Source organism: Clostridium estertheticum (assembly GCF_011065935.2).
Lineage (GTDB): Bacteria > Bacillota > Clostridia > Clostridiales > Clostridiaceae > Clostridium_AD > Clostridium_AD estertheticum_A.
In genome coordinates this window covers 3932050-3956057 of the sequence record NZ_JAAMNH020000001.1, presented here as the reverse complement: position 1 = coordinate 3956057, position 24008 = coordinate 3932050, and the positions used below count along the sequence as shown (strand labels likewise).

At 30.0% G+C, this 24008-nt stretch carries 27 protein-coding genes; 20 read left to right on the top strand and 7 right to left on the bottom strand.

The features are described from left to right. Position 1 precedes the first annotated feature (1 nt). The gene (locus G9F72_RS18875) at positions 2–826 is read left to right on the top strand and encodes a hypothetical protein (protein WP_224676173.1); all 825 of its coding nucleotides are present in this window, start codon (positions 2–4) and stop codon (positions 824–826) included. On the opposite strand, the gene istB is transcribed toward G9F72_RS18875, so the two are convergent. Further along, the gene (gene istB / locus G9F72_RS18870; protein WP_164959652.1) at positions 806–1537 is read right to left on the bottom strand and encodes an IS21-like element helper ATPase IstB; all 732 of its coding nucleotides are present in this window, start codon (positions 1535–1537) and stop codon (positions 806–808) included. The genes G9F72_RS18875 and istB overlap by 21 nt on opposite strands. Next, positions 1534–3042 (bottom strand): IS21 family transposase, encoded by a 1509-nt coding sequence (gene istA, locus G9F72_RS18865; RefSeq protein ID WP_164959653.1) that lies wholly within the window; start codon positions 3040–3042, stop codon positions 1534–1536. Before istA ends, istB begins: the two co-directional genes overlap by 4 nt. A 108-nt stretch (positions 3043–3150) precedes the next feature. On the opposite strand from istA, the gene G9F72_RS18860 reads away from it, so the two are divergent. Further along, positions 3151–3483, top strand: coding sequence for a minor capsid protein (locus tag G9F72_RS18860; protein ID WP_164959654.1), 333 nt, complete (start codon positions 3151–3153; stop codon positions 3481–3483). Between the two features lie 439 nt (positions 3484–3922). Then, positions 3923–4498 (top strand): site-specific integrase, encoded by a 576-nt coding sequence (locus tag G9F72_RS18855; protein WP_164959655.1) that lies wholly within the window; start codon positions 3923–3925, stop codon positions 4496–4498. A gap of 170 nt (positions 4499–4668) precedes the next feature. On the opposite strand, the gene G9F72_RS18850 is transcribed toward G9F72_RS18855, so the two are convergent. The 3 genes from G9F72_RS18850 to G9F72_RS18840 form a co-directional block, all read right to left on the bottom strand. Continuing rightward, a complete protein-coding gene (locus tag G9F72_RS18850) occupies positions 4669–5976 on the bottom strand; it encodes a hypothetical protein (protein WP_164959656.1) in 1308 nt (435 codons plus the stop codon). 123 nt (positions 5977–6099) lie between these two features. After that, positions 6100–6534, bottom strand: a complete 435-nt coding sequence (locus G9F72_RS18845) for a hypothetical protein (protein WP_164959657.1) — start codon at positions 6532–6534, stop codon at positions 6100–6102. Between the two features lie 71 nt (positions 6535–6605). Then, complete coding sequence (locus tag G9F72_RS18840; RefSeq protein WP_164959658.1) at positions 6606–7595, bottom strand: HEPN domain-containing protein; 990 nt, start codon at positions 7593–7595, stop codon at positions 6606–6608. Positions 7596–7758: 163 nt separating this feature from the next. On the opposite strand from G9F72_RS18840, the gene G9F72_RS18835 reads away from it, so the two are divergent. The 10 genes from G9F72_RS18835 to G9F72_RS18790 all read left to right on the top strand — a co-directional run bounded on the left by G9F72_RS18835 (position 7759) and on the right by G9F72_RS18790 (position 12929). Beyond that, positions 7759–7935 carry a hypothetical protein gene (locus G9F72_RS18835; protein ID WP_164959659.1) on the top strand — a complete coding sequence of 59 codons (177 nt, stop codon included), beginning with the start codon at positions 7759–7761 and terminating at the stop codon, positions 7933–7935. Then, a complete protein-coding gene (locus G9F72_RS18830; protein WP_164959660.1) occupies positions 7928–8311 on the top strand; it encodes a hypothetical protein in 384 nt (127 codons plus the stop codon). Before G9F72_RS18835 ends, G9F72_RS18830 begins: the two co-directional genes overlap by 8 nt. A 17-nt stretch (positions 8312–8328) precedes the next feature. Continuing rightward, on the top strand, positions 8329–9525 hold the full coding sequence (locus G9F72_RS18825) for a hypothetical protein (RefSeq protein ID WP_164959661.1): 1197 nt from the start codon (positions 8329–8331) through the stop codon (positions 9523–9525). A 16-nt stretch (positions 9526–9541) separates the two neighbouring features. Further along, the gene (locus tag G9F72_RS18820; protein WP_164959662.1) at positions 9542–10027 is read left to right on the top strand and encodes a hypothetical protein; all 486 of its coding nucleotides are present in this window, start codon (positions 9542–9544) and stop codon (positions 10025–10027) included. Between the two features lie 128 nt (positions 10028–10155). After that, complete coding sequence (locus G9F72_RS18815) at positions 10156–10692, top strand: ribosomal protein L7/L12 (RefSeq protein ID WP_164959663.1); 537 nt, start codon at positions 10156–10158, stop codon at positions 10690–10692. Between the two features lie 131 nt (positions 10693–10823). Further along, on the top strand, positions 10824–11306 hold the full coding sequence (locus G9F72_RS18810; RefSeq protein ID WP_164959664.1) for a hypothetical protein: 483 nt from the start codon (positions 10824–10826) through the stop codon (positions 11304–11306). A 31-nt stretch (positions 11307–11337) separates the two neighbouring features. Continuing rightward, positions 11338–11721 (top strand): hypothetical protein, encoded by a 384-nt coding sequence (locus G9F72_RS18805; protein ID WP_164959665.1) that lies wholly within the window; start codon positions 11338–11340, stop codon positions 11719–11721. 27 nt (positions 11722–11748) lie between these two features. Beyond that, positions 11749–12042: a hypothetical protein gene (locus G9F72_RS18800; protein ID WP_164959666.1), complete on the top strand. Its 294-nt coding sequence runs from the start codon at positions 11749–11751 to the stop codon at positions 12040–12042. Positions 12043–12305: 263 nt separating this feature from the next. Beyond that, entirely contained in the window at positions 12306–12722 is a 417-nt protein-coding gene (locus tag G9F72_RS18795) for a 3'-5' exonuclease (protein WP_224676172.1), read from the top strand. A 63-nt stretch (positions 12723–12785) separates the two neighbouring features. Beyond that, the gene (locus tag G9F72_RS18790) at positions 12786–12929 is read left to right on the top strand and encodes a hypothetical protein (protein WP_164959668.1); all 144 of its coding nucleotides are present in this window, start codon (positions 12786–12788) and stop codon (positions 12927–12929) included. A gap of 127 nt (positions 12930–13056) precedes the next feature. Here the strand turns inward: G9F72_RS18790 and G9F72_RS18785 are convergent, their stop codons facing one another. Further along, positions 13057–13407, bottom strand: a complete 351-nt coding sequence (locus G9F72_RS18785; RefSeq protein WP_164959669.1) for a YmaF family protein — start codon at positions 13405–13407, stop codon at positions 13057–13059. A gap of 288 nt (positions 13408–13695) precedes the next feature. Here G9F72_RS18785 and G9F72_RS18780 point away from each other — a divergent pair, with 288 nt between their 5' ends. The 5 genes from G9F72_RS18780 (at position 13696) to G9F72_RS18760 (ending at position 20197) form a co-directional block, all read left to right on the top strand. Next, on the top strand, positions 13696–13995 hold the full coding sequence (locus G9F72_RS18780; RefSeq protein ID WP_164959670.1) for a hypothetical protein: 300 nt from the start codon (positions 13696–13698) through the stop codon (positions 13993–13995). Between the two features lie 96 nt (positions 13996–14091). Next, entirely contained in the window at positions 14092–16215 is a 2124-nt protein-coding gene (locus tag G9F72_RS18775) for a cell division protein FtsA (protein WP_164959671.1), read from the top strand. 50 nt (positions 16216–16265) lie between these two features. Further along, the gene (locus G9F72_RS18770) at positions 16266–17438 is read left to right on the top strand and encodes a M20 family metallopeptidase (protein ID WP_164959672.1); all 1173 of its coding nucleotides are present in this window, start codon (positions 16266–16268) and stop codon (positions 17436–17438) included. Positions 17439–17572: 134 nt separating this feature from the next. Next, positions 17573–18526, top strand: a complete 954-nt coding sequence (locus G9F72_RS18765; RefSeq protein WP_164959673.1) for an RluA family pseudouridine synthase — start codon at positions 17573–17575, stop codon at positions 18524–18526. 42 nt (positions 18527–18568) lie between these two features. After that, complete coding sequence (locus G9F72_RS18760; RefSeq protein WP_164959674.1) at positions 18569–20197, top strand: polysaccharide biosynthesis protein; 1629 nt, start codon at positions 18569–18571, stop codon at positions 20195–20197. 46 nt (positions 20198–20243) lie between these two features. Here G9F72_RS18760 and spoVB read toward each other — a convergent pair whose 3' ends face one another. After that, a complete protein-coding gene (spoVB, locus tag G9F72_RS18755; RefSeq protein WP_164959675.1) occupies positions 20244–21749 on the bottom strand; it encodes a stage V sporulation protein B in 1506 nt (501 codons plus the stop codon). Positions 21750–22038: 289 nt separating this feature from the next. Between spoVB and G9F72_RS18750 the strand changes: the two genes are divergently transcribed. Together G9F72_RS18750 and G9F72_RS18745 are read left to right on the top strand one after the other, a co-directional pair. Continuing rightward, positions 22039–22593, top strand: coding sequence for a ferritin family protein (locus tag G9F72_RS18750; protein ID WP_164959676.1), 555 nt, complete (start codon positions 22039–22041; stop codon positions 22591–22593). A gap of 63 nt (positions 22594–22656) precedes the next feature. Beyond that, entirely contained in the window at positions 22657–23955 is a 1299-nt protein-coding gene (locus G9F72_RS18745) for a hypothetical protein (protein WP_164959677.1), read from the top strand. Positions 23956–24008 lie beyond the last annotated feature (53 nt).

Below are 24008 nucleotides of genomic sequence, written 5' to 3'. Positions count from 1 at the left end.
AATGAAAATATCTCAATACTTTCAGATAAGAAAACCTCAATACATTTTTTTAAAACTGATTCCAGACACCTCAATTCGTAACTACAATTCCACAAATATTGCTAAAAGTATAAGCCATATGTATAAAGGTGTAATTGATAGGATTAAAAAAGAAGAAAAGCATTTTGTATTTGAAACTCCAATAAAATGCTCTTATCTAATAGATATAACCAAAGATGATGTTAGTTTTTATTTTATAATACCAAGTCAGTATGTGAGTATAATTAAAGAAAAAATCCAAGAAACTTTCAAAAAAGTAGCAATAGAGGAAGTCACCGAAATTAAAGAGTTTTCTCAAGATGCTTTAAAATACCAAATGAATTATAAAAAAGATGTAGTTAGTTTAGCAGTTAATAAATCTAGCAATGAACCTTTAAATAGCTTATTTAATATAATTGATGTACTTGAAGAAGAAGACCGTATCGGAATATTTTATAATTTTATTCCTTGTAGCCAACGACCTTTTACTAAAGAATATAACGATACTATGTTAAAAATAAAAGATAATAAACCAATTGATAAGGAAAAATTTAATGCTAAATATATTTTTAAAATAGGAATGTCTTATTTGATAGATTTTATAGATGGTATTTTTGAGGTATTAAATGATTTTACAGATGGAGGTGCTATTAAGAAAAATGAAAATTTAAGTTTATTAGAAGTTGCATCAGAATTGTTGGCAAATAATAAAACTTTAAGCGTTGTGTTTTTGGCAAGTATAAAACCATGCAGTGCGGAACTTAATTTTTCCAGCACCCTGTTTCCATTATTGGGTAATCATGGTTGAGTGTGTTAAGCGGTAGCTTGGACCATTAAAAACTAATAAGTGACTGTGATGAACTACTCTATCAATGATGGCGCTGGTAAGCTTTTCGTCGTAAAAAATACCATTCCATTTGCTGAATTCTAAGTTAGTGGTGATAATTACACTTCGTTTTTCATAACATTCCGAGATTACTTGAAATAGTAACTGAGATCCTTCTTTTTCAAAGGGCACGTAGCCCCATTCGTCACAAATAAGTAGGTCGATTTTCTCAATCTGATGCATAAAACGTTTTAATTCACCTTTAGCTTTTGCTTCACTCAATTGATTAACTAGTGCTGCTGTTCGAAAGAACTTTACCTTTTTGCCTCTAGAGCAAGCGGCAACTCCTACTGCAGTTGCCATGTGGCTTTTACCAGTACCAACAGGTCCATATAATACTAGATTTTCTAGCTTATCAATAAAACCTCCGGTTTTTAAATCATCAATATCAATTGCTTGAGGGACTTGAATATCTTTAAAAATATAATCCTCAAAGGTTTTAATAACATCAAATCCAGCTGATTTAAGGTTTCTATTTCTTCTAACTACTTCTCTATTTTCAGCTTCACGTTTTAATATCTGTGCTAAGAAGTCCCCAAAATCTGTTGCTTGAATTTCTGCATAGTTTTCATAAAAACTAGTTCCTAGTCTAAGTTCTTTGCAGTAATGTTTTATTAATACATCTGAGTTCATTGATTTAGTCCTCCCGCAACCATTAATTTATCATAAACAGTTATGTCAGGAGTGTACTTCTCAAGCTTTGGTACTGTTTCAGAAAGACAAATTTCTAGTTCTGGTAAAGGGCCAGCCGTTAATCGGCAATATGTAGCCCAAATACTATCTACATCACTTGTCCCACATTTAATGCTTTCTTCGAATGCTGCTATTGCAGAATCTATATTTGTATTTGCTGTCATTTTGGTAAATAATTTAAGTGCTTGCTTTTTAGTTACATAATCACACTGATTCATATATTCTTTAAGGGGTGTAGGTAATTGATTAAAGAGCCCTGTGTATTTTAGGGCCGTAGGCCGCTTAGACATAAGTTCTAAATAAGGAACCCAAATCATTGATTCTTTTTCTTCTCCATATAGCCTGCTATGAGTAACTATAAAATTACTGTTATAATCTAATACATCAATGTCATAGGCTCCAACTTTAAACATAATTTGTTGTCCTGCCATATTGGGAGATGTTGAATAAATTCTTCCATCAAACTTCGCTTTACCATAATTATCTGCCTTTGCAAATTGGTGCAAATACGCCTCAAACGGAACATCGGGAAGTTTAAAAAACTCTAGGTTATCTTCTTCAAATAAATCTTTGATAAACCCATGGCCCTTATAATGCATTCTATTCATGTCCTTATCACATTTTTTAAGAAGTTCTTTGTTGAAGTCTTTTAGATTCTTAAATTCCGGAACTGGCACTAAGAAATTTCGGCGGTGATATCCCACCTTTGCTTCCACGGACCCTTTTTCGTTTCCACTATTTGGATTGCAGAAATTACTTTGAAAGCCATAATGCATCATAAATCTTATAAATCCATTTGTTAAATCACGCTTTCCATATTCCTTAACTTTCTTAACTGCTGTAGACATATTGTCAAACCATATAGCTATCGGTACTCCACCAACATGTTCAAATATTGATTTCATACCTTCCAATAGGCATTCTTGATTTTGGCTTTTAAAGAGTTGTGTGTAGCCACCATTGCTATGGGGATAAGATATATTAAGATAATTACCGTCATATGTAATACCATTTTCGATAAAACGAGCTTCTCCAAAATCAACCTGAGCTTCACCTGGTGGATGCTCTAGTGGTAGAAATCCATCGGTGACCATCACCAATTCTTTTCGTAGCTTTGCAACGAATTTTCTTACGGATCTTTCATGAGCATTAAACTCGTTTGGGTAAAGTTCTTCTAATCGATCATGTATTCTTTTTGCTGTATGCTGTTGTTTGTGTGGAGCCTTCTTATCATCAGTGAGCCATTTTAAAACAATTTCTCTGTATGGAGATAATTTTCCCTCACGCTTTTGTTTTGTGGGCATGCCGAGATTAAAATCATCTTTATCAACATATCTTTTAACTGTAGAAAAATCATGCCCAGTAATTTCCGCAATTTTTCTTAAACTTTTCCCTTCAAATTTCCTTAAATGTCTGATAAGATATATGTGTTCCATTGTTAGCATCTCCTTATTCTCCTTTTCAGTTTCGTCACTAAAAAGGATAGTATATTTTGGGGGTGCTGGCAATGGATTTTTCCATTTTATGCTTGGTTTTTTAAAGGCCGGTCTGCATTGATTTTAGTATACCAGAAACAGGCAAATATTAAAAAAAACCTTATTTCAGGAAAGTCTATTGAGGTTATTAATAAAGCTATTGATAAAGACTTTAAGGATGGTGTAAATGTTAGTAATAGATTAATAGATAATGAAGTAAGTAGAATATTTAATATGGCTTTAATAGAGGTATATAAGGAGATGGGAGTAGAAAGGGTTATGTATAATAGTGTATTGGATATTAACACATGTAGTGAATGTGCTAGTAATCATGGAGAGGTATTTAATATAGATGATGCTATAGACTTACCTTTACATGTTAGGTGCAATTGTTTCTATTCACCATTATAATATAGTTGTAAATGATATGGTAATATGTAGGATAGTATATAGTTCATATAATTAGATAATGATAGTATGAATGATATATGTACCCAATAGGGGTATGTAGTTAGAAACGTTGATATTAGTTAGGTTGACTATAAATGTATTTACGCACATATTTTATCCCTATTCAAAAGAAGAATAATAGACGCTGCATTTAGTTAATGTTCATTATAATTGGTGTCTTATTATGTCGAATGCTTATATCCATATGAGTGTTGTATCTATTGTTTAATAGAATTGAATCTAACATAATGTAGTTGTGTTAGATTGGGCATATGCTGTTAGATGTGTCTATGACTATGGTCATAGACTATATAATATATATTTAATAATACTATTGCATTTGAATCTAACATAACATACAATGTAAGTATAATATGTTAGATAAGGAAGTGTAGTATTAATGATTGAAGTAAATGCTTTAAAGGATAAGAAACAGATAGAGTTAATGAAGAGGGTACTCAAGTCTAGCAGTATGAGAGACTATCTATTGTTTGTTATGGGTATCAACGTTGGACTAAGAGTAAGTGACTTACTTAGTCTTAGGTTATCAGATGTACTTACTACTAACAATAAGGTCAAGGCTGAGGTTACAGTACATGAGGGTAAGACTAATAAGGTTAGGACATTCACTATCAACAAGAGCACATCTACTGCTATTAAAGAGTATCTATCTACATTAGATGCTAGCTATGATATGGATATGTACCTGTTTAAGAGTAGGAAGGGTGAGAACAAAGCTATTAGTAGAGTTCAAGCATGGCAGATACTCAGTGATAGTGCTAAGTTAGTTGGTATCACTGATACTATAGGAACACATACACTACGTAAAACGTTCGGTTATTGGTCTTATAAGCAGGGGATTGATATAACTCTATTACAGAGGATATTCAATCATAGCACACCTGCAATTACACTAAGATACATTGGCATTACTAAAGATGATATAGTGAATGTGTATAACAATCTTAACCTATAGTATGCACAAAGGCGAGAGGGTGACAACAGTTACCTTCTATTTTTATGTATTTTTATTTGTCGAAATATAATAGAAAATAAACCTTGTTACCCCTATCGGATTTTTATTTCGTTTAGTAGAGTCAATATTTTACGCACATCAAAAAAACACGATTTCCTTTAATAATTGGGCTATATTTGACTTTTATTTGCGATACCTAATATTTGATGATATTTTGCAGTAAACTGTTCAAATTTTTCTGATGTAATTGAAGCCTCCTTATTTATTTGTTGCTCCTGTTCTTCATACTTTTGTAAAGCCACTTCAATACTGGTCATTGTAATATCTAAATATTGTGATTCTTCATAGTTAAGCTTTATCTGAGAAGTAAATTCGTGTACGTTTTTTACACGTTTATTATAAAATAACTCTACCTCTTTTAATAATGCGATTTTTTCTTTAGATATATCTATGATTTCTTGGAATTTATTGGATTCTTTTGTTATTATACAATCTGTGCAAATTTTATTACAAGATGTTAACTCTTTTAATTTTGAATAATTCTTTGTCATTTTAGATTTAATTTTTATATCACGGTTACTTAATTCATTCATTTTGTATTCAAGATCCTGTTTATTAATATTTATACTACCCTCTATATCTGAAAACCATTCTCTTACAGAGGTACCTAAGAATTCCTTTGAAAATAACAATTTAATCTGGTCTGCATTTAATTTTTCTATGAAAATGCGTCTTTCTAAACATTCTAACCATTCATATTTAATGCTTTGTAAGTATTGTTCCGTTAAAATTATTAAAATAATTAAAAATGCTACTATTTGTATAGATGTTTTTAGGTACTCAATGTTATTTAGAAGGCTATATACTTTATTAAAATCCATATATCCAAATAAAGTTAACACAAAAAAACCAATCGCATTAAATAATAAATTTATTACATTAATCCCTAATCTCTGAAAAGAAGAATTTGGTGAAATAATATATTTAGATTTATATTTTTTATGGCTTTTTAAAAATTTAATTAAATCTGGCATAACACTAATTATTAAAAAGGAAACTGCATACGAATAGGGGGATACCCATAGTACTTTATGAGTATAGATGATGACTAATGAGTTAATAAGTATAGTTAATATAATAAATACATATATATAAAATTTCATTATATTGTTCTTTTGTTTATCTACTGTTGATATAATATTTCTGCTTTTATTAAATGAAAGAGTTGATAATAAAAAACTCCATATACTAGAAAGACTTAATGAAAAATTTAATAATAATGTTATAAGTACAAGTGAAATTATAATGCTTTTATTATTAATAAAAATTTTAGGTAAAGAATCAATTATTTTTATAAGAAGAACTGCTTCTACTCCTATTAAAGCCCAAAGAGTAATTCCAGTACCACGTTTTTTATTACTTTCCCTGTCATTTAGTCTTACGATAAAATCTAACCACTCTTTAGTTTCTTCAGCCATTTATCGAACCCCCTTCATATATTATAGATGTATTAATATCGTGAAGATTTTTTCTTTTGCTAATTAGCGGTATTATCCATACATGCTCGTGAATTTGTATTATGCGCCACGATTAAACTTTTATTACCAATTGTTACATTTATTAGTTCGTATATCACTTTGCTTAATTGCTTTGTCCAGTTTTCGTTTAAATTCCTTACTTTCAAAAGACTCACGACATACAGGACATTGATAATAAATACCGACTTCATGTGTAATCTCTTTTAAATGATTCTTTTTATCTTTATTAGTTAAACATGTTGGGCAGAAATTTTCATTGGTTTTCATATCTATATAAATACCAAGGTCATGATTAAACTCTAAATCACTTTTTAATTTCTCAATATCAATGAAGTTATTTTTAATGTTTTGCAAACTCTTATATTCACTCTTTTCAATAATTTCATGAGTTACGAAAAATTTAGTTATTGTAAATATGAGTCCTAGTACAAATATTCCAAATCCTGACCAAATTACTTCAGGATGAGATGTTATATAATTAATAATTGATGAGAACATCTGTAAACCTCCACATTTCCTTTGAATTTGATATTATAAATAAATCACTATTAAACTTTAATACTTAAGCATTATACTCCGTCAAATTCTTCTCTAAACTTAAATCCTTTCCAATTATTTAATATCATTAACTGTAAACATGCAACTACAATAGAAAACCCGATTTTATAGGATGGTGTCATTTTATCATAATACTCATCTATATCATCATCCAAAATATTATTATAAGATGGATGATGTATATTAAATTCACCATGCACATATTTACTTCTTAAATCATAAAAATCATTAAATATATTTTTTATTTTTTTAGAATTCACTTCTGGCTTGCCCAAGATTTTATATGCTCTATCTATCATAGTTTTACATATTGAGGCTTTAGGAGAACCAAAAAGTGATTCCAGTGAGTGAGATAGCCAAATAAGTCCAGTAGGGCTTGCATATTCATCATTACAGACATGTAGTAATGAAAATATAACCCTTTCTAAATTGGTTTTTGATATTTGTCTAATGCCTATATTTAAACTCTTGTACCATGTTGCAACATCATTAATAGGTATAGGTACTATATTAAGCCAATGAATTTCATTACTCCATTCTAAAGATTCGGCAAAAAAATAGCTATCTATTTTAATTCTTGTAGTGTAATCATTAACCTTAAAAGTTGTTTGAAAAAGGGTGATACTTCCAGGTATTGATAGATTTAATATCAAAAATAATTCATTCAAATATACTTCAATATAATAAGACAAATAGTTTTCTATCCCATCATCAAATAAATATTTATCTGTATTTAATGCTATTTTTATTGAAAAAGATTCAGAGTTTTCATTATCAGCTAAATAATCTTTCCAGTCTGCGGATATTGTTGCCTCCTCATCGGTTGAAGTTATAATATAATTTGAAAAAACATCAACTATTGCAGAATTTATCAAGGTTCTTAACGTGGTTTCGTCTAAATTTAATAATCGTGGAATTGATATTGTATCTGAACTTACACTAGGCAGAATAAAATGACTTGTTAAGTTTATTTCGAAACTGTTTTCGTATGTATTTCTCATTTTTCCCTCCATATTTACGTTGCATTTAGAAATTACTTATATATTGGATATACCCCAATCTTCAACAAATGCTTCTTAAATATTATAACATAAAATTCCAATATAACTTATAAATATTTACAATAATTAAAACCAAAACAACAATAAGAAAGGACTGATAATAATGGAAAATACAAATATAATTCTAACAAACGATTCACAATCTCATACACATATAAGTTTAATTATAGATAATTCTCAAATAAATCATAAACAACTTAATAAATTTGTAGCAGAACTTCACAATTTAGGATTGAAATATAATCTAGTAAATATAAAGGACGGTGTTTTAATTGGATAATTTAGAACGTCTCAAAATGGCAATAGAGGGGATTGATATACCAGATTTTAATTTAGCAATTTATTTAGAAGAAAATACTCCTGTTTCAACAGACATAGCTAATCCATCACCAACCTCAACAGATGAATATATTCCATCTTCAAATACAAATAAAAAAATAATTCTTAAAACTGCTTTATCTATATTAGAAGATATTGCAAATAGTCCATCAACTATGAAAAATTATAAAAATGATGATATTTCTATTTCAAATTTTGCTGAAAACTTGCAAAGTAGAATTAATCAATTAGAAAAGAAGATTCGTCAGATTCCAAATGATGATGCTATTTCTACTAATGATAGTGGTTCTAATTTTGTTTATATGTTTTCTAATTAATAAGGAGATGATTAAAATTGAATATATTTAATGATGATTCTAATTTTGTCTACTTATTGAATGCAATGGGACAGAAAATAGTTATTAATAATATAGAAGTCCAAGCTTTAATTTCTAATCAGAAAGACAAAACAATAGATTATAAAAAGATAAAAACTATTGTACCTTACAACACGGGTGATATAGTTGAATTTCAAGGCTATAAATGGATTATAATTTCAGAAGTAGTCAAAACCAATACTATTTATAAGGCTATTATGAGGAAATGCAATAACTTATTAAGATATAAGGCTAAAGTTGATGGGATAGATAGAGTAATTTCTATAAATTCTATTATAGATAAAGGAACACTTTCTATAGCAGAAGGTAAATACATTTCCACAATTGGTAATGAGTTAAGTTGTCAAGTTGGATATTCACAACTAAATATAATTAAAGCTGTTCCATTAGGATTTAGATTTATTTTAAATGGCACTTTATGGAGTGTTTTAGGAATTGATAATATTAGCAGTGTAGTAAACGAGGAACAAGGTGTTATTATTATTAAATTAAAAAGCGATGTTAGTGGAGTAGATGACAATTTTACTACAGGACTAGCATTTAATTCTGTAACCCCAGTAATTACTACACCTATTGGAAATAATTTTACTATAGAATTACCTACCACAATAACTTACATAGAACAAAATAAAACATTCCAAATTGAAACAATATGCAGAAATAATAGCACAGTAATAACTACACCTGCATTAACTTTTGTTGTTTCAGATACTACTATTTGTAGTGTAGATACTACAGGTCTTATAACAGGAATTAAAGTAGGCACAACAGCTATTACAGTTAAATTTGAGAATGTAGCAGCAATATTAAATGTAAATATTACTGCTGTTATAGTGGGAGCTACATATCAAATAGTTAGTTCCACTGGCTCATATGATTATATCAATTTGAGTGCATTGCGTACGTGGAAATGTGTTAATAATGATTTAACAGCTATTACTACTGGTGAAGTATTTACATTTACTCTTGAGCAAAGTTCACTGAATCCTACAATAACATCACAAATGTTGATTATATTGATAGACAATATATTACCTACTTCATGTAGATTAAATGCCAACACTTCAGTTAAGGGTTCGTTCTTACTTGTGGCAACAATGGGAAGTACAGTGATTAAGAAACAAATTAGGATTAAGGGCTTGACCGATTTATAAAAGGAGATGATTAAAATTGAGCAAATTTAAAGAATTAAATATATATGTGCAGGAAATATCTAAAAAATTATGTGCTAACCAGAATTTATGTAAATTGTTATATTACAATTCAAAAGATGCTTTAAAAAAAGAAGATTTTGAGGATGCAGGGGATTTAATTAATAAAAACATTCTATTTTGTAATTCTGTTCCTCCAGAAACTGAATCTAAAACAGTATTATCAATTATTTTGAATGATTTTGAAAATGATGGAAGTGTTTATATAAGAAAGAATACAATAAGTTTTAATATTTTAACACATACCGATTTGTGGCTCTTAGATGATGGTACATTTAGAGTTTTTAGCATAATGGAGGAATTAGACACAACTTTTAATATGGTACATAATAAGAATTCTGCTGATTCGATAGGCAGATTAAATTTTAAAAATGCGAACCATATCTGGGCAAATAATAAGTATTCAGGGTACACATTAAATTACGGTATATGGAATCACAGTTAAAAAATAAAGTATAGCACTAATAAGAATTTTACATAATTTATATATATTTATGATATAATTACTATAAATGGAAACAAAAGTTTAATAAAATAGTAAGATATAATTATATTATAAAAAGGAGTTTTGTTATGAGTAATTTAATAAAATGTCCAATGTGTGATAAGGATATTTCACCAAATGCATTAAGTTGTCCTCATTGTGGAGAACCTATGAAAATACAAGCACAGGAAAAAAAGATAGAAGTTGTTGAAGCAGAACAACCCACATCTTATAATTTAATTTTAGAAAGCTCTACACAAGCAATTAAAACTATTAGACTTATCAGAGAGTTAACAAATTGGGGTCTGAAACAAGCTAAAGATGTAATTGATAATAAGAATTCTGTTTTTATGTCTAATTTAAATATTTATAGAGCAAACCAGATTAAACAAGATTTTGAAGCAATTGGGGCAAAGGTTAATTTAGTTGGTAGTAATGAAACTAGTAATATTAAATCAACTTATGTTGCTAATGATAGTTTAATTAAATGTCCAAACTGCAAAAGTGTTAAGTGTAATAAGATTAGTGGAATATCTAAAGCAGGAAGTGTAGGGATGTGGGGTATATTCTCAGTGGGTAAATTAACAAAAACATGGGAATGTAAAAGTTGTGGATACAAATGGTAAAGAGTATAGAGGATTAATTTCCTTTATACTCTTTTTTTCTTTTTTGTAGGATTCAAATAATAAAATATTTCAATAGAGGTATTTTTCTTATTTTGTAGAATATTGGATGTAGAGAAGGGAGGTTAGTCGAGTTGTTTAAATACGGTGATTCTAAAAAAGTTTTAATAAGTCAGATAGATATGATGGGAGTTAAAAACATACGTGATAATAAAGAGCACAAACCTTATTTTCAACAGTGTATATATAAATATTTTGTTTCATATCCAAAAAAAAATGATGACAGAAGTGATTACAACGATTTCTATAGACAAATACAAGATAAATCTATGACATTTATGTTATCCAATAATTTCAATGTTACATATGAAACGTGTTTAAAATATATTGAAGATGATAAATTGAGTAATTGGCATATAGGTGATTTAGAGAAAATAATAGCTAAATTTGAAATTGCTACTAATAAAATAATCACAATGCAAAGTCCTCTAGCCAATGAGTATATTTGTACAAAAGATGAAATAATTGAATTTATAGAAATTAGAGATTTAATGATAGAAAGAGTTGACACAATTAGAAATAAAACCATGGAATATCGTAAAATGATGAGCGATTAAAAACTACAATAATTTAGAAGGGAAAACTGATATGGAACAAAATGAAAAATATTTATATGCAACTGCACCAATTGACGGAGAAATAAAAGAATTTTATAGAAAAGGAAAGAAACCAGAGCCTTTTTTCTATAAAATATATGACAATCGGGAGATTAAGGGTTTGGAATCTTCGATTCAAGATTCTCTTCATTTAATTAAATTGAAATTAGATAGAGTAGGGTATTTCTACAGTGATGATTTTAGCTTTTGCAACTTATATTTACCTGATGTTATATGTGCACTTTTAAAAATAGAATTTAAAACTAATGTAGAAGCTCGTGGACAATTTGATAACTTCATTATATTCACTGACAAAATAGATTATTTACAAGCAGGTAGGCGATTTAATGAACACTTTGAAGGAAATCTATACTAAATAGAGTTTGAGAGGATGGGATTTGTAATGAAAATTATACTTAGTCAACAAATAACTTTAGGAGATTTTAGAAAAGGTCTTAGAAATGTCACAAAAACTTTTGAATCTAATGTGGTACCTCATAAGGGAGATTTCATATCAGACTCAGTGTGGAAAGACCCTTATGAATATGAAGTTCAAGAAGTTAATATAAATTATCAACAAGATGAGTGTTATGTTCAATTACCACTTATAAAATTGGAAACAAATGATAAGGAAAGTCTTAAGGGATATATAGAAATGACAAGATTGCATGAATGGGTATGTGCAGTTGAGGTTTAAGTGAAAGAAATGAAAAACACTATAAGGGTACAGCTAAATGGCTTACCCTTTTTTTATGAAAAAAAACTATATATTAATGTAGTGATTATTAAAAAATAGTAATTTTCAATAGCTACTAATTGTTTCCATTGACTCACACATTGAATATATTCCTATCAATATGATATAATTAAATAATAGTTATGTGTATGGAATAAATTAAAGATAAAAGCATGGAATATTGTATAAAGTAGCCTGTATCAACACTTCTAAGTAAATCATTTATGCTGAAGCAATCAATTCATGGTGTGAAAGGAATGGAGTTTAAAAATGTATACCTCATTAATTGTAATGAGGAGAATATACCACATGTAAATAGCATGGATAAGAATATAGAAGAAGAAAGAAGACTATTTTATGTAGGAATTACAAGAGCCATAGATAATGTTTGGTTATGCATTTCCAAAAATGTAAAAGGAAAAGTCAAAGAAACCTCACGATTTGTTGTGGAATGCAAGATTGTAGGGGTATCTACAGATTTGCCTTTTCAAGAAGGGGATATTTTATTACATAAAAGTTTCGGCAAAGGAAAAGTGATTTCCATTACAAGTAAAGATTTAGATTTGAAGTTTGAGGGTGGAATTACAAGAAAATTTGATGCGGCGGTATTATATAATAACTCATTAATATCAAAGGTGTAATGTTGAATTTTAAGAATAATCAATGGTGTACTTGCGAGTTTCCAATATAAGGAGGGATTTATTGTGGCACTTCCAAAAGGGAAAAACTCTATTAATACTGCTATAGAAAAGGCTAAGGGTGTCAAAGCAACATCAAAGGATAAGCCTACTGAATCTATTGGTAGAAAAGGAAATCTTAAAATGAAGAAAAAAGGAAAACATAAATAGTCGGAATTAAAGATTTAGAAGGGGAGTTTCAGTTTATTTTAAAGGAAAAAGCTAAGGAAGATTTCCAAACCTAAAACTAAAGAAGGCACTACCTTTACGGTAATGCCTTAACCCAACTACATTTATACTAGCATTCTTCTTCAAATATTGGAGCATTTATAAGTGTAGCAAATATTAACTCATGGAAATGATCATCAACGACATTAGTTTCAGCCTCTACAAAATGGACATGCTTGCCATCATTGCCAACAGGTATTGGTAGACCAGTAACTGCTTCAATTATATGAAAGTGATCAAAAAAGTCTGTTCTTGTTTTAACTTTATGAACATGTCCACCTTCAACTGGTATTGCAGGACTGGATACTCCAGCAAATCTATGATTATGAGCATCAGCTGTACCTAATTCAGCTATTCTAACGCTTCCTTCAAATTCATGGTCGTGAAATTGTGGTTCTTTTTTACAACGATCTTTTGACATAATATCACTCCTTGTCCTTCGACAGTATATAATATGTAGCTTAATTGAAAATGACACTAAAAACAAACAAAGAAATATACAAGTATTTGATTCGGCGGTATTATATAATAACTAACTAATATCAAAAGTTTAAAATATGGTTTGTGATTAGAATATGAGGTTTTTGTATTATATTATGTAGTTGCAAAGCAAAAGCATAACACATATAATGTAATGAGAAGTAATATTTAACATAGTATATAAATGTGTTATACTATAAAAATTGTTTGTTTATTAAGGAGGGATATAATGGTTGCATTTAAGAGAATGTGGGAAGATGTAGGCCGGATTTTATCAAATGAAGAATACTCAGATGTGAAAATTTTGGAGAGATTTAACTGTGGGTTTACAGTTAAAGAACGAGATAATATAATTTTTATTACAAGAGATGACTTTGTAGATTTTTGGTGCAAGTTATTGTACTATAATGAATTATCCTTTGAACAGGTTTTAAAAGAAGATAAAGTAAAACCAAAATACATTTACAGTATTATAAAACAGTTGCCTTATATATCAGAAAGCCGTGGGGTAATTAAGTTATTGCAGTAGTTTTATTGAATGTTGCTATATAATGTTATATAATTTCAGTAAGCTCATATTCTTAGAATATGAGCTTGATAATTTTGTGTGGAAGAGGTATAAAAAATGGAGATAACAAATGTTAATGTTGAACAACTAATATTTGCTTTAGATATAGGAACAAGATCCATCATAGGGACAGTGGGGGTAATAGCTGAGAAAAAATTTCGAGTTATTGCTGAAAGCTATATAGAACATGAAGAAAGAGCTATGGTTGATGGTCAAATTCATGATATTCAATTAGTAGCTAGTGGAGTAAAAAAGGTAAAAAGCAAATTAGAAAGTATTTTAAATGTCTCTTTAACTAAAGTAGCTATTGCTGCTGCGGGAAGATTTTTAAGGACAACTGCAATAAAGGCTGAAATAGAAGTTGACCAGGATAAAGAAATCAATAGGGAAATTATAAGAAGTTTAGAACTTACTGCTGTTAAAATGGCGGAGGATGAAGTCAACAAGTCTACTCAAGGTATGCTTTATTGCGTTGGGTATAGTGTTACAAATTACTATTTAAATGGATACATAATTTCAAATCTAAACTCCCACAAGGGTGAAAAGATTGCAGTAGAAATAATCGCTACCTTTCTTCCACATTCTGTGGTTGATAGCCTTTATGTTGTTATGAATAAGGCAGGACTTGAGGTTGTTAGTTTAACGTTAGAGCCGATAGCGGCCATGGAGGCTGCAGTACCTCAGAACCTAAGACTTCTAAATTTAGCATTAGTGGATATTGGTGCAGGTACTTCTGATATTGCAATAAGTAGCAAAGATACCATAAGTGCCTATGGAATGGTACCAACAGCTGGGGATGAGGTAACAGAGGTCCTTGCACAAGCATATTTAGTTGATTTTAATACTGCTGAGAAAATTAAAAAGCAATGTAGCGGAAAAGACAAAATTCAATACATAGATGTTTTAGGCTTTGAAAATGAAATAGGACCAGAGGAAGTACTAAAAATAATTAGCCCTATAGTTATGAAAATTTCAGAAGAAATTGGTAATAAGATAATTGAATTAAATGGAGGAAAAGCTCCTAATGCTGTTTTTCTAGTAGGTGGGGGAGCACATACGCCTTTCATAAAAGAAAATATTGCCAAAATTTTAAATCTGCCCATGCAACGGGTTGCAATTAAAGGTCGCGAAGCAGTGGTTGACTGTATTTGTGATGGCGAACTGGGAAGTATTGGAGTTACGGTTTTAGGCATCGCACTTATATCAATTAAGAGATTAGGTCATGATTTTGTTGATGTCACTATAAATGACAAAATTATAAGCCTATTCAATTCCCATAAACATACAGTTATGGATGTAATGGTGCAAGAAGGCATAAACCCTAAAATATTAATTGGTAAGAACGGACGTAATATAAGATTTACAGTTGATGGAATAAAACGAGTGGCCTTTGGAACTCTAGCTAAAGGGGCAGAAATCAAGATAAATGGTATGCTTAGTAATATTGATTCTGAGGTAAAAGAAGGAGATATTATAGTAGTCGAGTTTAGCATCGATGGACGAAATGCTGAGCCTAAAATCATGGACTTTGTTAAGAACATTCAAGCTGTGAGTTTTTATTTTGAGGATATAATACAAAACCTTGAGCCTGTGGCATTCATTAATGGTGTACAATCTTTAATAAACACTGTAATAAAAGAAGATGATAATGTTAAAATAGAATTTCCTACTACAATAGGGGAATACGCAAAAAATTTCCCTAATATTGCACCTGGTTCAACTTTTAAAATGAATAATAAAAATTTGCATGTGGATTATGTTATAAAAGAAGGGGACAGAATATATAGTGTAATTGCAAAGGATCAAAATGCTGTGTTGGACGTAGAAGATATCAAGGTCAAACAAGTGGATTTACCCATTGAAATACACAAGGAAATAGAAAAGAAGTGGTTGACAGCTAAGGATGGGGATGCTCACACAAAAAATGTACATACTAAATTAGATAATGAAGTGCTAAGTGTTATGGTTGAAGTTAATAAAAAAAATATTACTCTCAAAAGTAAAGATAAATACGTATTTGTGGATATATTTAATTATGTAGAATTCGATTTATCCATTTCAAAGGGTAACCTAATACTTATGCTAAATGGAAGCAAAGCTAGTTATTATCAGCCATTAAATAATGGAGATGTAATACAAATATATTGGGAAAATAGCATTATAGAATCAGAAACAAAATAAAATAGAACAGTTATTTTTGAAGATGATTAATAATTAAAGAGGTGTAAATATTGAATTTTTTAGATAGGGCAAAGGATATTGAAAGTGAGTTAATAGAAATAAGGCGCGATCTTCATGAAAATCCAGAACTGGGCTTTAATTTATTTAGAACTTCTCAAAAGGTAAAAGACTTTTTATCAGTGGAAGGCATTGAATTTTATGAAGTAGCTGGAACAGGAATTTGTGCTATTATTAGAGGCAAGGGTGAAAAAACCATTGCGCTAAGAGCGGATATGGATGCACTTCCCCTAGAGGATAAGAAAATATGCAGTTACACATCGAAAATTGCAGGCAAAATGCATGCTTGTGGACATGATGCTCATACCACTATACTTTTAGGGACAGCCAAAATATTAAATAGTATGAAAGATGAAATTAAAGGTAATGTAAAATTGTTTTTCGAACCAGCAGAAGAAACTACTGGTGGTGCACCATTAATGATTAAAGAGGGAGTACTTGAAAATCCTAATGTGGATGCTATTATTGGGCTTCATGTTGAGGAGTGGTTACAAGCAGGAACCGTTGGTTTAAAAAGAGGAAACGCCTATGCCGCATCAAATCCCTTTACTATAAAAATAATAGGTCGTGGAGGACATGGTGCAAGCCCACACATGACCATTGACCCTATTGTAATAGCTAGTAATGTTATTGTATCTCTTCAAAACATTGTAAGTCGCGAAATTCCACCCACAGATGCGGCAGTAGTTACTATAGGTTCCATTCACGGGGGCACAGCTCAAAATATTATACCAGAAGACGTGATAATATCAGGAATTATTAGAACTACAAAAGGTGAACATAGAGAATATATAAAGAAGAGATTAGTTCAGGTAGTAGAGGGCACCACGCACTCTATGAGAGGGACGTGTGAGATTAATATAGAGGAAAGTTACCCATGTCTTTATAATAATGATAATTTAGCGGACATGTTTGAAAAAAAAGCAAGTGAAGTAATCGGTGCGGATAATGTACATAAATTAGACCAACCTACTATGGGTGTGGAAAGTTTTGCTTATTTCTCCAATGAAAGACCAGCACTATTTTATTTTTTAGGAAGTGGTAATGTGGAAAAAGGTATAGTAAATCCGGCTCATGGAAGTTTATTTGACATAGATGAGAGTTGTATATCAATAGGTGTAGCTATGCAATGTAAATTAGCTTACGAATTCTTATTGAATTCATAGCCTATATTAGTATATAATTGATGCTTGATGTGTTTTTTAAAAGTGTAAGTTGATTTATTACAAAATAAATTAGATTATCTGAGGATTCGTCATTATATAAAAGAACAAGAGATAGAAGAATTAGGAGGATATGAATGAGGATAGAAATCGGAGCAAATGAAGCAGGACAAAGAACAGATAAATTCATGAGAAAAGTACTTGGTGATGTACCACTCAGCAAAATATATAAAGCTTTTAGAAAAGGTGATATTAGGGTCAATGGTAGCAAAATTAAGGAAAAACATTCACTTGTAGAAGGTGATATTGTTGAAACAAAATATATTACTAGCGATGTTAAAAAGGAAGAGTTTAAAAGAATTGATAATAACTTAAAAATAACCTTTGAGGACGCTAATATATTGATGGTGGAAAAATGGCCAGGTGTTTTAGTTCATTCTGATAAAGTGGGCGGCGAAGCTACCTTAATAGATTATGTGCTTTCTTATTTATTCGATAAGGGAGATTACAAACCAGAAAATGAAATAACCTTTACACCAGCGCCATGCAATAGACTAGACAGAAATACTTCAGGTATAGTTATATTTGGTAAGAATTTCAAATCTCTCAAACTTTTGAATGAGATGATAAGAGAAAGAAACGTTGAAAAATTTTATATGGCACTAGTAAGCAATAGAATTAAAGACGGTGTTTACGAGGGATATATACGTAAAGATGAGGACGCAAATATATCACAGGTATTTGATACTCAAATGCCAAATACAAAAAGAATAGCGATGGAAGTTAAAAATATTCAAAGCTGTGGTACATTTTCACTAATAGATATTAATCTTTTAACAGGAAGAAGTCATCAGCTTCGCGCACATTTAAGCCATTTAGGAAATGCTATTGTTGGTGATTCAAAATACGGAGATAAAAAAATGAATAGTTTTTTTAATAACAAATACGGTTTAGATTACCAATTTCTATATGCATATAAGGCAACATTTAAGAATTGTCCAGAAGAACTATCTTATATGGAAAATAAAACTATTGCAGAAAGTTTACCACCAGTATTAAAAAAGATTAAAAAGGATGTATTTAAATTTTAAAGAATGTCTTAACGATATTTCAGTATCGAAGGTGATGATTTAATGAGTGAAAGTGTAAATTCAAATAAACAATCTACCACAAAAGGCTTTGCTATATTATCTGCGGCAGGTTTTATGGTTAAGCTTTTATCCCTACTCTATGTACCTTTTTTAAACAAAATATTAGGGGATCAAGGGTATGGTGTATATTCCTCTGCTTACAGTATATTTGTATATATGTATATTTTAACAAATGCAGGTATTCCTGTGGCTATTTCGAAGATGGTTTCAGAGCTTATAGCTATTGAAAATTATAAAGATGCAGTAAAGACTTTTAAAATAGCTAGATTTTTACTTTTGATATTAGGTATGATTATGTCCATTTTAATGCTTATTTTCGCAGGATATTTTGCTGATAAAACAGCAAGTTCTACTGCAAGAATCGCAATTATGTCACTGGCTCCAACTATTTTAATATCCTCTGTATTATCAGCCTATAGAGGATATTTTCAAGGCCGAGGAAATATGACCCCCACTGCTATATCTCAGGTATTAGAACAAATTGCTAATACTATATTTAGTTTAGCTTTTGCAGCTTATTTTATAAGATATGGCATAGCAGCAGGAGCGGCAGGTGGAACTATTGGAACATCTGTGGGTGCACTAGTTGCAGTCTTATATATGATCTATTTTTATGAGAAAAATAAAGTTTTTAGAGTTCCAAAAGGATACAATAAATTAGATATAAAAAGATTAACTACTAAAAAGCTAATAAAAAAGCTATTAAGTTATTCTGTGCCAATGACAGTATGTTTAGGGATACAACAATCAGGGTTAATTATAGATTTATGGTTAGTTAAATCAAGAATGATAGATGTTGGAATTGATAAAATACAGGTTGATGTTTTATGGGGTGTATTGAGTAAATATACAACTTTAATAAGTGTGCCTATAGCTATTATATCATCACTGGCCATAACTATTTTACCCTCTATATCTAGCTTAATGGCACTTAGAGATAAAAAAGCTGTAAGAAATAAAGTTAATTATGCCTTTAGGCTATGTTTTTTAGTGGCAGTACCTTCTGCAGTTGGACTTGCGGTTTTAGCTAAACCCATAATAGAATTACTTCAATATGATTCTGATGTTTCAAGATTACTAATATATGGATCAGTGATAATAATACTTATGGCTGTGGTCGCTATTCAAACTTCGATTCTTCAAGGGCTTGGAAAACTTTACTTAGTTACCAGTTATGCAGTAATTGGATTGATAGGAAAAATAATTACTAATTATATTTTTGTAGCAATACCAAGCATTAATATATTAGGTGCTGTTATGGCCAATGGAGTAAGTTTTGCAATACTCTTAATATTGAATTATGCTGCTATGAACAAAGTACTAAAGGTCAAAATTAATCTATTTAGTCATGCAATTAAACCAATAATAGCCTCAGGTGTTATGGCCATCGTGGCAAAACTAATGTATGGTCACTTTAATTTTATACTTAGTTTTGTTCGCGAAGGATATTTTGCAAATGCACTTGCTATATTGATTGCTATGATTTTTGCCATATTAACGTATTTCTTAATATTAGTGCTTATAGGTGGAATAACTAAAGAAGATTTAGAAGTATTCCCACGTAAGATTATAAGACTTATACCTAATTCTATTTTGGAGAGAATTAGATAAAAAAAGAATACCTAACAAAGTAAACAAGTCTACTGCTATTAGTGCATTAGACTTGTTTACTTTTTTTTGTTAGGATATGAGAAAAGAATAATAGAGAGAAACCTGAGATAATAATCACTATGTTTTTAGTAATAAACATAGAATTTGGAATAGTATTATCTAGAATTTTTAATATAAAGTATAAGAATATGCTAAGACAAATATTGATTGTTATTTCCACCCCTGAAAACTGTATATAGCAGCTTTTTTTGATGGCAATAATATTCAGTATAAAGCTCACTGCGGATGTTATAAGGAGGGTTATGCCATAGCCTAAAATGTTTATACTTGGAATACCCAATAATATATATAGCAAGATAAGTTGGAGAATGGCTGTTATTACTGAATTTATTAAAAGAGTCTTTTGTTTACCAAGTCCATTCAAAATTCCAAAGGTTGAACCAGCCATGTACATGAAGGGTGAACTTAATGAAGCAAGGCGTATGTAGATACCTAAATCATATCTATCGAAAAAAAGTTTTCCCAGGGAGTCTCCAGTACATAAACATATTATCATAGTTGAAATACCAAGTAAAAATGAAATTTTTATAACTTCCATTATTCTACTTTCTAGTGCATTGTAATCACTTTTAATAACACTTTTAGAAATATCTGGCGTTAGTATGGTTGCCATAGACATTACAACAATGAATGGGAAGAACACAATGCTCATAGCCATACCTGAAAACTTACCTATTAGGGCCAAACTTGCAGTATATTCAATACCTGCATAAACTAGCCTGCGGGGTACAATCAAGGTGGACAGTGCTGAAATTATTGTGGTTAAAAACCCATTTAAGCTTAATGGCAATGAAACAACAAGAACGTTAAATAAAAGCTGAGCTCTACCTTCAGCTTTTTTTCTGAAATTTCTAAATTTATTTTTGCTTTTTTCATAGAAGATAAATAATAGAATAAAACTTATAAGTTCTCCAATACTTAAGGAAATATAAGCAGCAGTTACAGTAGAAGTTACATTTTTTAATGCGAAAAAATTTATTAGGCCCAATATTATAGCCATTCTTACAAATTTTTCAACTACATCTATGATTGCAGGTACTTTAACATTTGAAATACCATAGAAATAACCCTTGTATATAGATGAAAGAGCAACAAAGATTAATGCAGGACAAATAACCCAAAGAGAATATAGTGTTCTTTGATCTTTAATTATATATGTACTAATGTAAGGAGAAAAAAGAAATACCAAAATTGTTATTACTATAGCAAAGGCAAAATCAAAAACTAAGGCAGTATGTACAGATTTGTTAAGATTACCATAATCGTTTATTCCGTAATAGGCTGAAGCTTCCTTTGAAATAGCTGTTACCATTCCACCACAAATAAGGCAAATGAATAAGTCGTAAATAGGCATTACAAGGCTATATAGCCCCATACCTTCTGCCCCTAATTTTTTTGAAAGTAAAATTGAAAACATAAACCTGAGTATTCCAGCAGTTAAATTTGATACGGTGAGAATTATTGAGTCTCTATAGAAAGTATCTTTAATCACAAAAGCCTCCTCCTTGTTCTTCACATTTGTAGATAACAGTTATTAATAATTAGTATGTGAAGCACTATGATTATATTCTAAAATCACATGAAAATAAGTAAGCATATAAACGTAATAGTATAAATTTATTATGTAAATAAATTTATTATGTAAAAGGCTCTCCAAGTGGAGAGCTTTTATGTTAGAATAATTTTATTAGTAAAAATTAGTCACATAAAAAAAGCAATAAGTCAAAATGGACTAGGATAGGACTTGTTAATTTCTTGGTGTGCATTAAGGAGAATGAAAGATGAAATGTTTGATATGCGGGATGAACATAAATGTAAATAATTTCAATGTAAATAATGAAGGCTTATTAGAAGAAAATGAAAGCGAACATATAAAATATTGCCCGTTTTGTGGTGTTAGTTCTAATTATTTAATACCTGAAGGTGAAATCTATAAAGTTCCAGCTGAAAGTTTAGATGAGAATACTATAATAATATTAGATCATGCTATGAAGCTTGAAATATTTAATTCAGAATTTTATAAGGCCGCAGTAAAGCTTTCTCATAGCTTGGCGGTTAAAGAAACTTTCCAGGCTCTCTCAAAGATTGAATATATGCATGCTATAGTTCACCAAAAGCTAGGAGGTTTCAAACAAATACCTGTACTAGTTAATATAGATTATAGTAAACATAAAAGCGACAAAAGCTTAATGGACCTTGCAGAAAGTAGAGAAATTCATGCTGCTATGTTTTACGAAAAACAGGGAAAAAAAGTAAACAATTCAATTGTGAAACAAGTATTCCGCGCTTTATCTGAGGTTGAACGGGACCATATACAAATTGCTAGAAATTATTAACACATATACTTTAATCTATGTAAATATATATAGATTAGAGTATTTATAATTTAGGGGGCAAGTATGAAGAAGACTATTGGTTTTATAGTAATTTTAGCTATAATGGCTTTTACGTTGTTTACATTAAAGAGTTCTTTAAGTGAATATAAGATGACGGTGAAAGATGAAGCTATAAAATCACAGATACTGTTTAAGGGATTAACTGGAGCAGTAGATTTTGCGAGAGACAGTGAAGGGAACTATTACGTGGCTTACAAAGACAGTGTACAGTACATTGATAAAGCTGGCAAAGCATATAATGTGTTTACCAACAAGAATCTAAGTATAACTAGTTTAGATTATAACAATAATGTGTTGTATTATGCATCCGGAGCAATGGTCTATTCCTATGATTTAAAAAAGAAGGAAAATAGTGGAATAATTAAGAATATACCTAATTATGGGGATTATAATAAGAGTTTGATTAGGATCAATGGAGATTATTTATTTGTTACTATAGGGTCAGCAACGAATTCTGGAGTAGTGGGACCAGACAATTCGTGGTTAGATAATTATCCTCAAAATCATGATATTACACCCAAAAGTATAACTATAAAAGGAATTAATTTCGGAGAGGAAAAAACCGGATCATTTGTTTCATATAAAACTAAAAATATAAAGGGACAAATTATAACAGAAAATATGATTGGAAATTCATCTATAATAATTTACAATTTAAAAACTGGAGCTCAGGGAAACTTTGCTTGGGGTATAAGAAATATGAAAGGAATAGATTTCAATAGTGAGGGGAAAATAATAGTTGCTGTTGGAGGAATGGAGGATAGAGGTCTAAGACCTGTGAGTGGTGATAGTGATTATATATATCAAATTAAAAAAAATACATGGTATGGTTTTCCAGATTATACTGGTGGAGATCCAATAAGCTCCCCTAAATTTAAAGGTAAAGATAACAGCTATATACCATTTATTTTAGATCAGCATCCTACTACAAACCCACCTGCACCAATTTACCAACATAGTACAGTAGATAGTTTAGTAGGCTTATCAGTTGACATACAAGGAATGCTTGGAGAAAAAGACTGTATATATTTTTATGAAAAGTATGATAATAGTATCTATAGTTTAAATAAAATTAATGCACCTAAAGAAAAGATTAACTTTGGAGGCGGCACCTATATATCTAGTATGAAGTTTTATAATAAATTAATTATACTCGACTCTAAAAGCGGATATATAATCTCAATTGAAAAAAAACAGATTAATGCAATAGGGATTGGGACGCAAAGATTCTTTTACTATTTATTATTTATTGTGGTAACTTTAATAGTTTGCATACTTGCGGGACTCGACAAAAAGAACTAGAATGGAGTAAATATATACTGTGCAAATTATTAATATGTTTTCAAAGTCAATTT

What these genes read in the sequence shown, in the direction of transcription:
- G9F72_RS18835 (WP_164959659.1), top strand. Translation starts at nt 7,759, where the DNA reads ATGGAAAATACAAATATAATTCTAACAAACGATTCACAATCTCATACA.
- G9F72_RS18785 (WP_164959669.1), bottom strand. Translation starts at nt 13,407, where the DNA reads ATGTCAAAAGATCGTTGTAAAAAAGAACCACAATTTCACGACCATGAA.
- G9F72_RS18845 (WP_164959657.1), bottom strand. Translation starts at nt 6,534, where the DNA reads ATGTTCTCATCAATTATTAATTATATAACATCTCATCCTGAAGTAATT.
- G9F72_RS18765 (WP_164959673.1), top strand. Translation starts at nt 17,573, where the DNA reads ATGAGGATAGAAATCGGAGCAAATGAAGCAGGACAAAGAACAGATAAA.
- G9F72_RS18780 (WP_164959670.1), top strand. Translation starts at nt 13,696, where the DNA reads ATGGTTGCATTTAAGAGAATGTGGGAAGATGTAGGCCGGATTTTATCA.
- G9F72_RS18815 (WP_164959663.1), top strand. Translation starts at nt 10,156, where the DNA reads ATGAGTAATTTAATAAAATGTCCAATGTGTGATAAGGATATTTCACCA.
- G9F72_RS18760 (WP_164959674.1), top strand. Translation starts at nt 18,569, where the DNA reads ATGAGTGAAAGTGTAAATTCAAATAAACAATCTACCACAAAAGGCTTT.
- G9F72_RS18750 (WP_164959676.1), top strand. Translation starts at nt 22,039, where the DNA reads ATGAAATGTTTGATATGCGGGATGAACATAAATGTAAATAATTTCAAT.
- istB (WP_164959652.1), bottom strand. Translation starts at nt 1,537, where the DNA reads ATGAACTCAGATGTATTAATAAAACATTACTGCAAAGAACTTAGACTA.
- G9F72_RS18850 (WP_164959656.1), bottom strand. Translation starts at nt 5,976, where the DNA reads ATGGCTGAAGAAACTAAAGAGTGGTTAGATTTTATCGTAAGACTAAAT.
- istA (WP_164959653.1), bottom strand. Translation starts at nt 3,042, where the DNA reads ATGCTAACAATGGAACACATATATCTTATCAGACATTTAAGGAAATTT.
- G9F72_RS18805 (WP_164959665.1), top strand. Translation starts at nt 11,338, where the DNA reads ATGGAACAAAATGAAAAATATTTATATGCAACTGCACCAATTGACGGA.
- G9F72_RS18775 (WP_164959671.1), top strand. Translation starts at nt 14,092, where the DNA reads ATGGAGATAACAAATGTTAATGTTGAACAACTAATATTTGCTTTAGAT.
- G9F72_RS18855 (WP_164959655.1), top strand. Translation starts at nt 3,923, where the DNA reads ATGATTGAAGTAAATGCTTTAAAGGATAAGAAACAGATAGAGTTAATG.
- G9F72_RS18840 (WP_164959658.1), bottom strand. Translation starts at nt 7,595, where the DNA reads ATGAGAAATACATACGAAAACAGTTTCGAAATAAACTTAACAAGTCAT.
- G9F72_RS18745 (WP_164959677.1), top strand. Translation starts at nt 22,657, where the DNA reads ATGAAGAAGACTATTGGTTTTATAGTAATTTTAGCTATAATGGCTTTT.
- G9F72_RS18800 (WP_164959666.1), top strand. Translation starts at nt 11,749, where the DNA reads ATGAAAATTATACTTAGTCAACAAATAACTTTAGGAGATTTTAGAAAA.
- G9F72_RS18795 (WP_224676172.1), top strand. Translation starts at nt 12,306, where the DNA reads ATGCTGAAGCAATCAATTCATGGTGTGAAAGGAATGGAGTTTAAAAAT.
- G9F72_RS18875 (WP_224676173.1), top strand. Translation starts at nt 2, where the DNA reads ATGAAAATATCTCAATACTTTCAGATAAGAAAACCTCAATACATTTTT.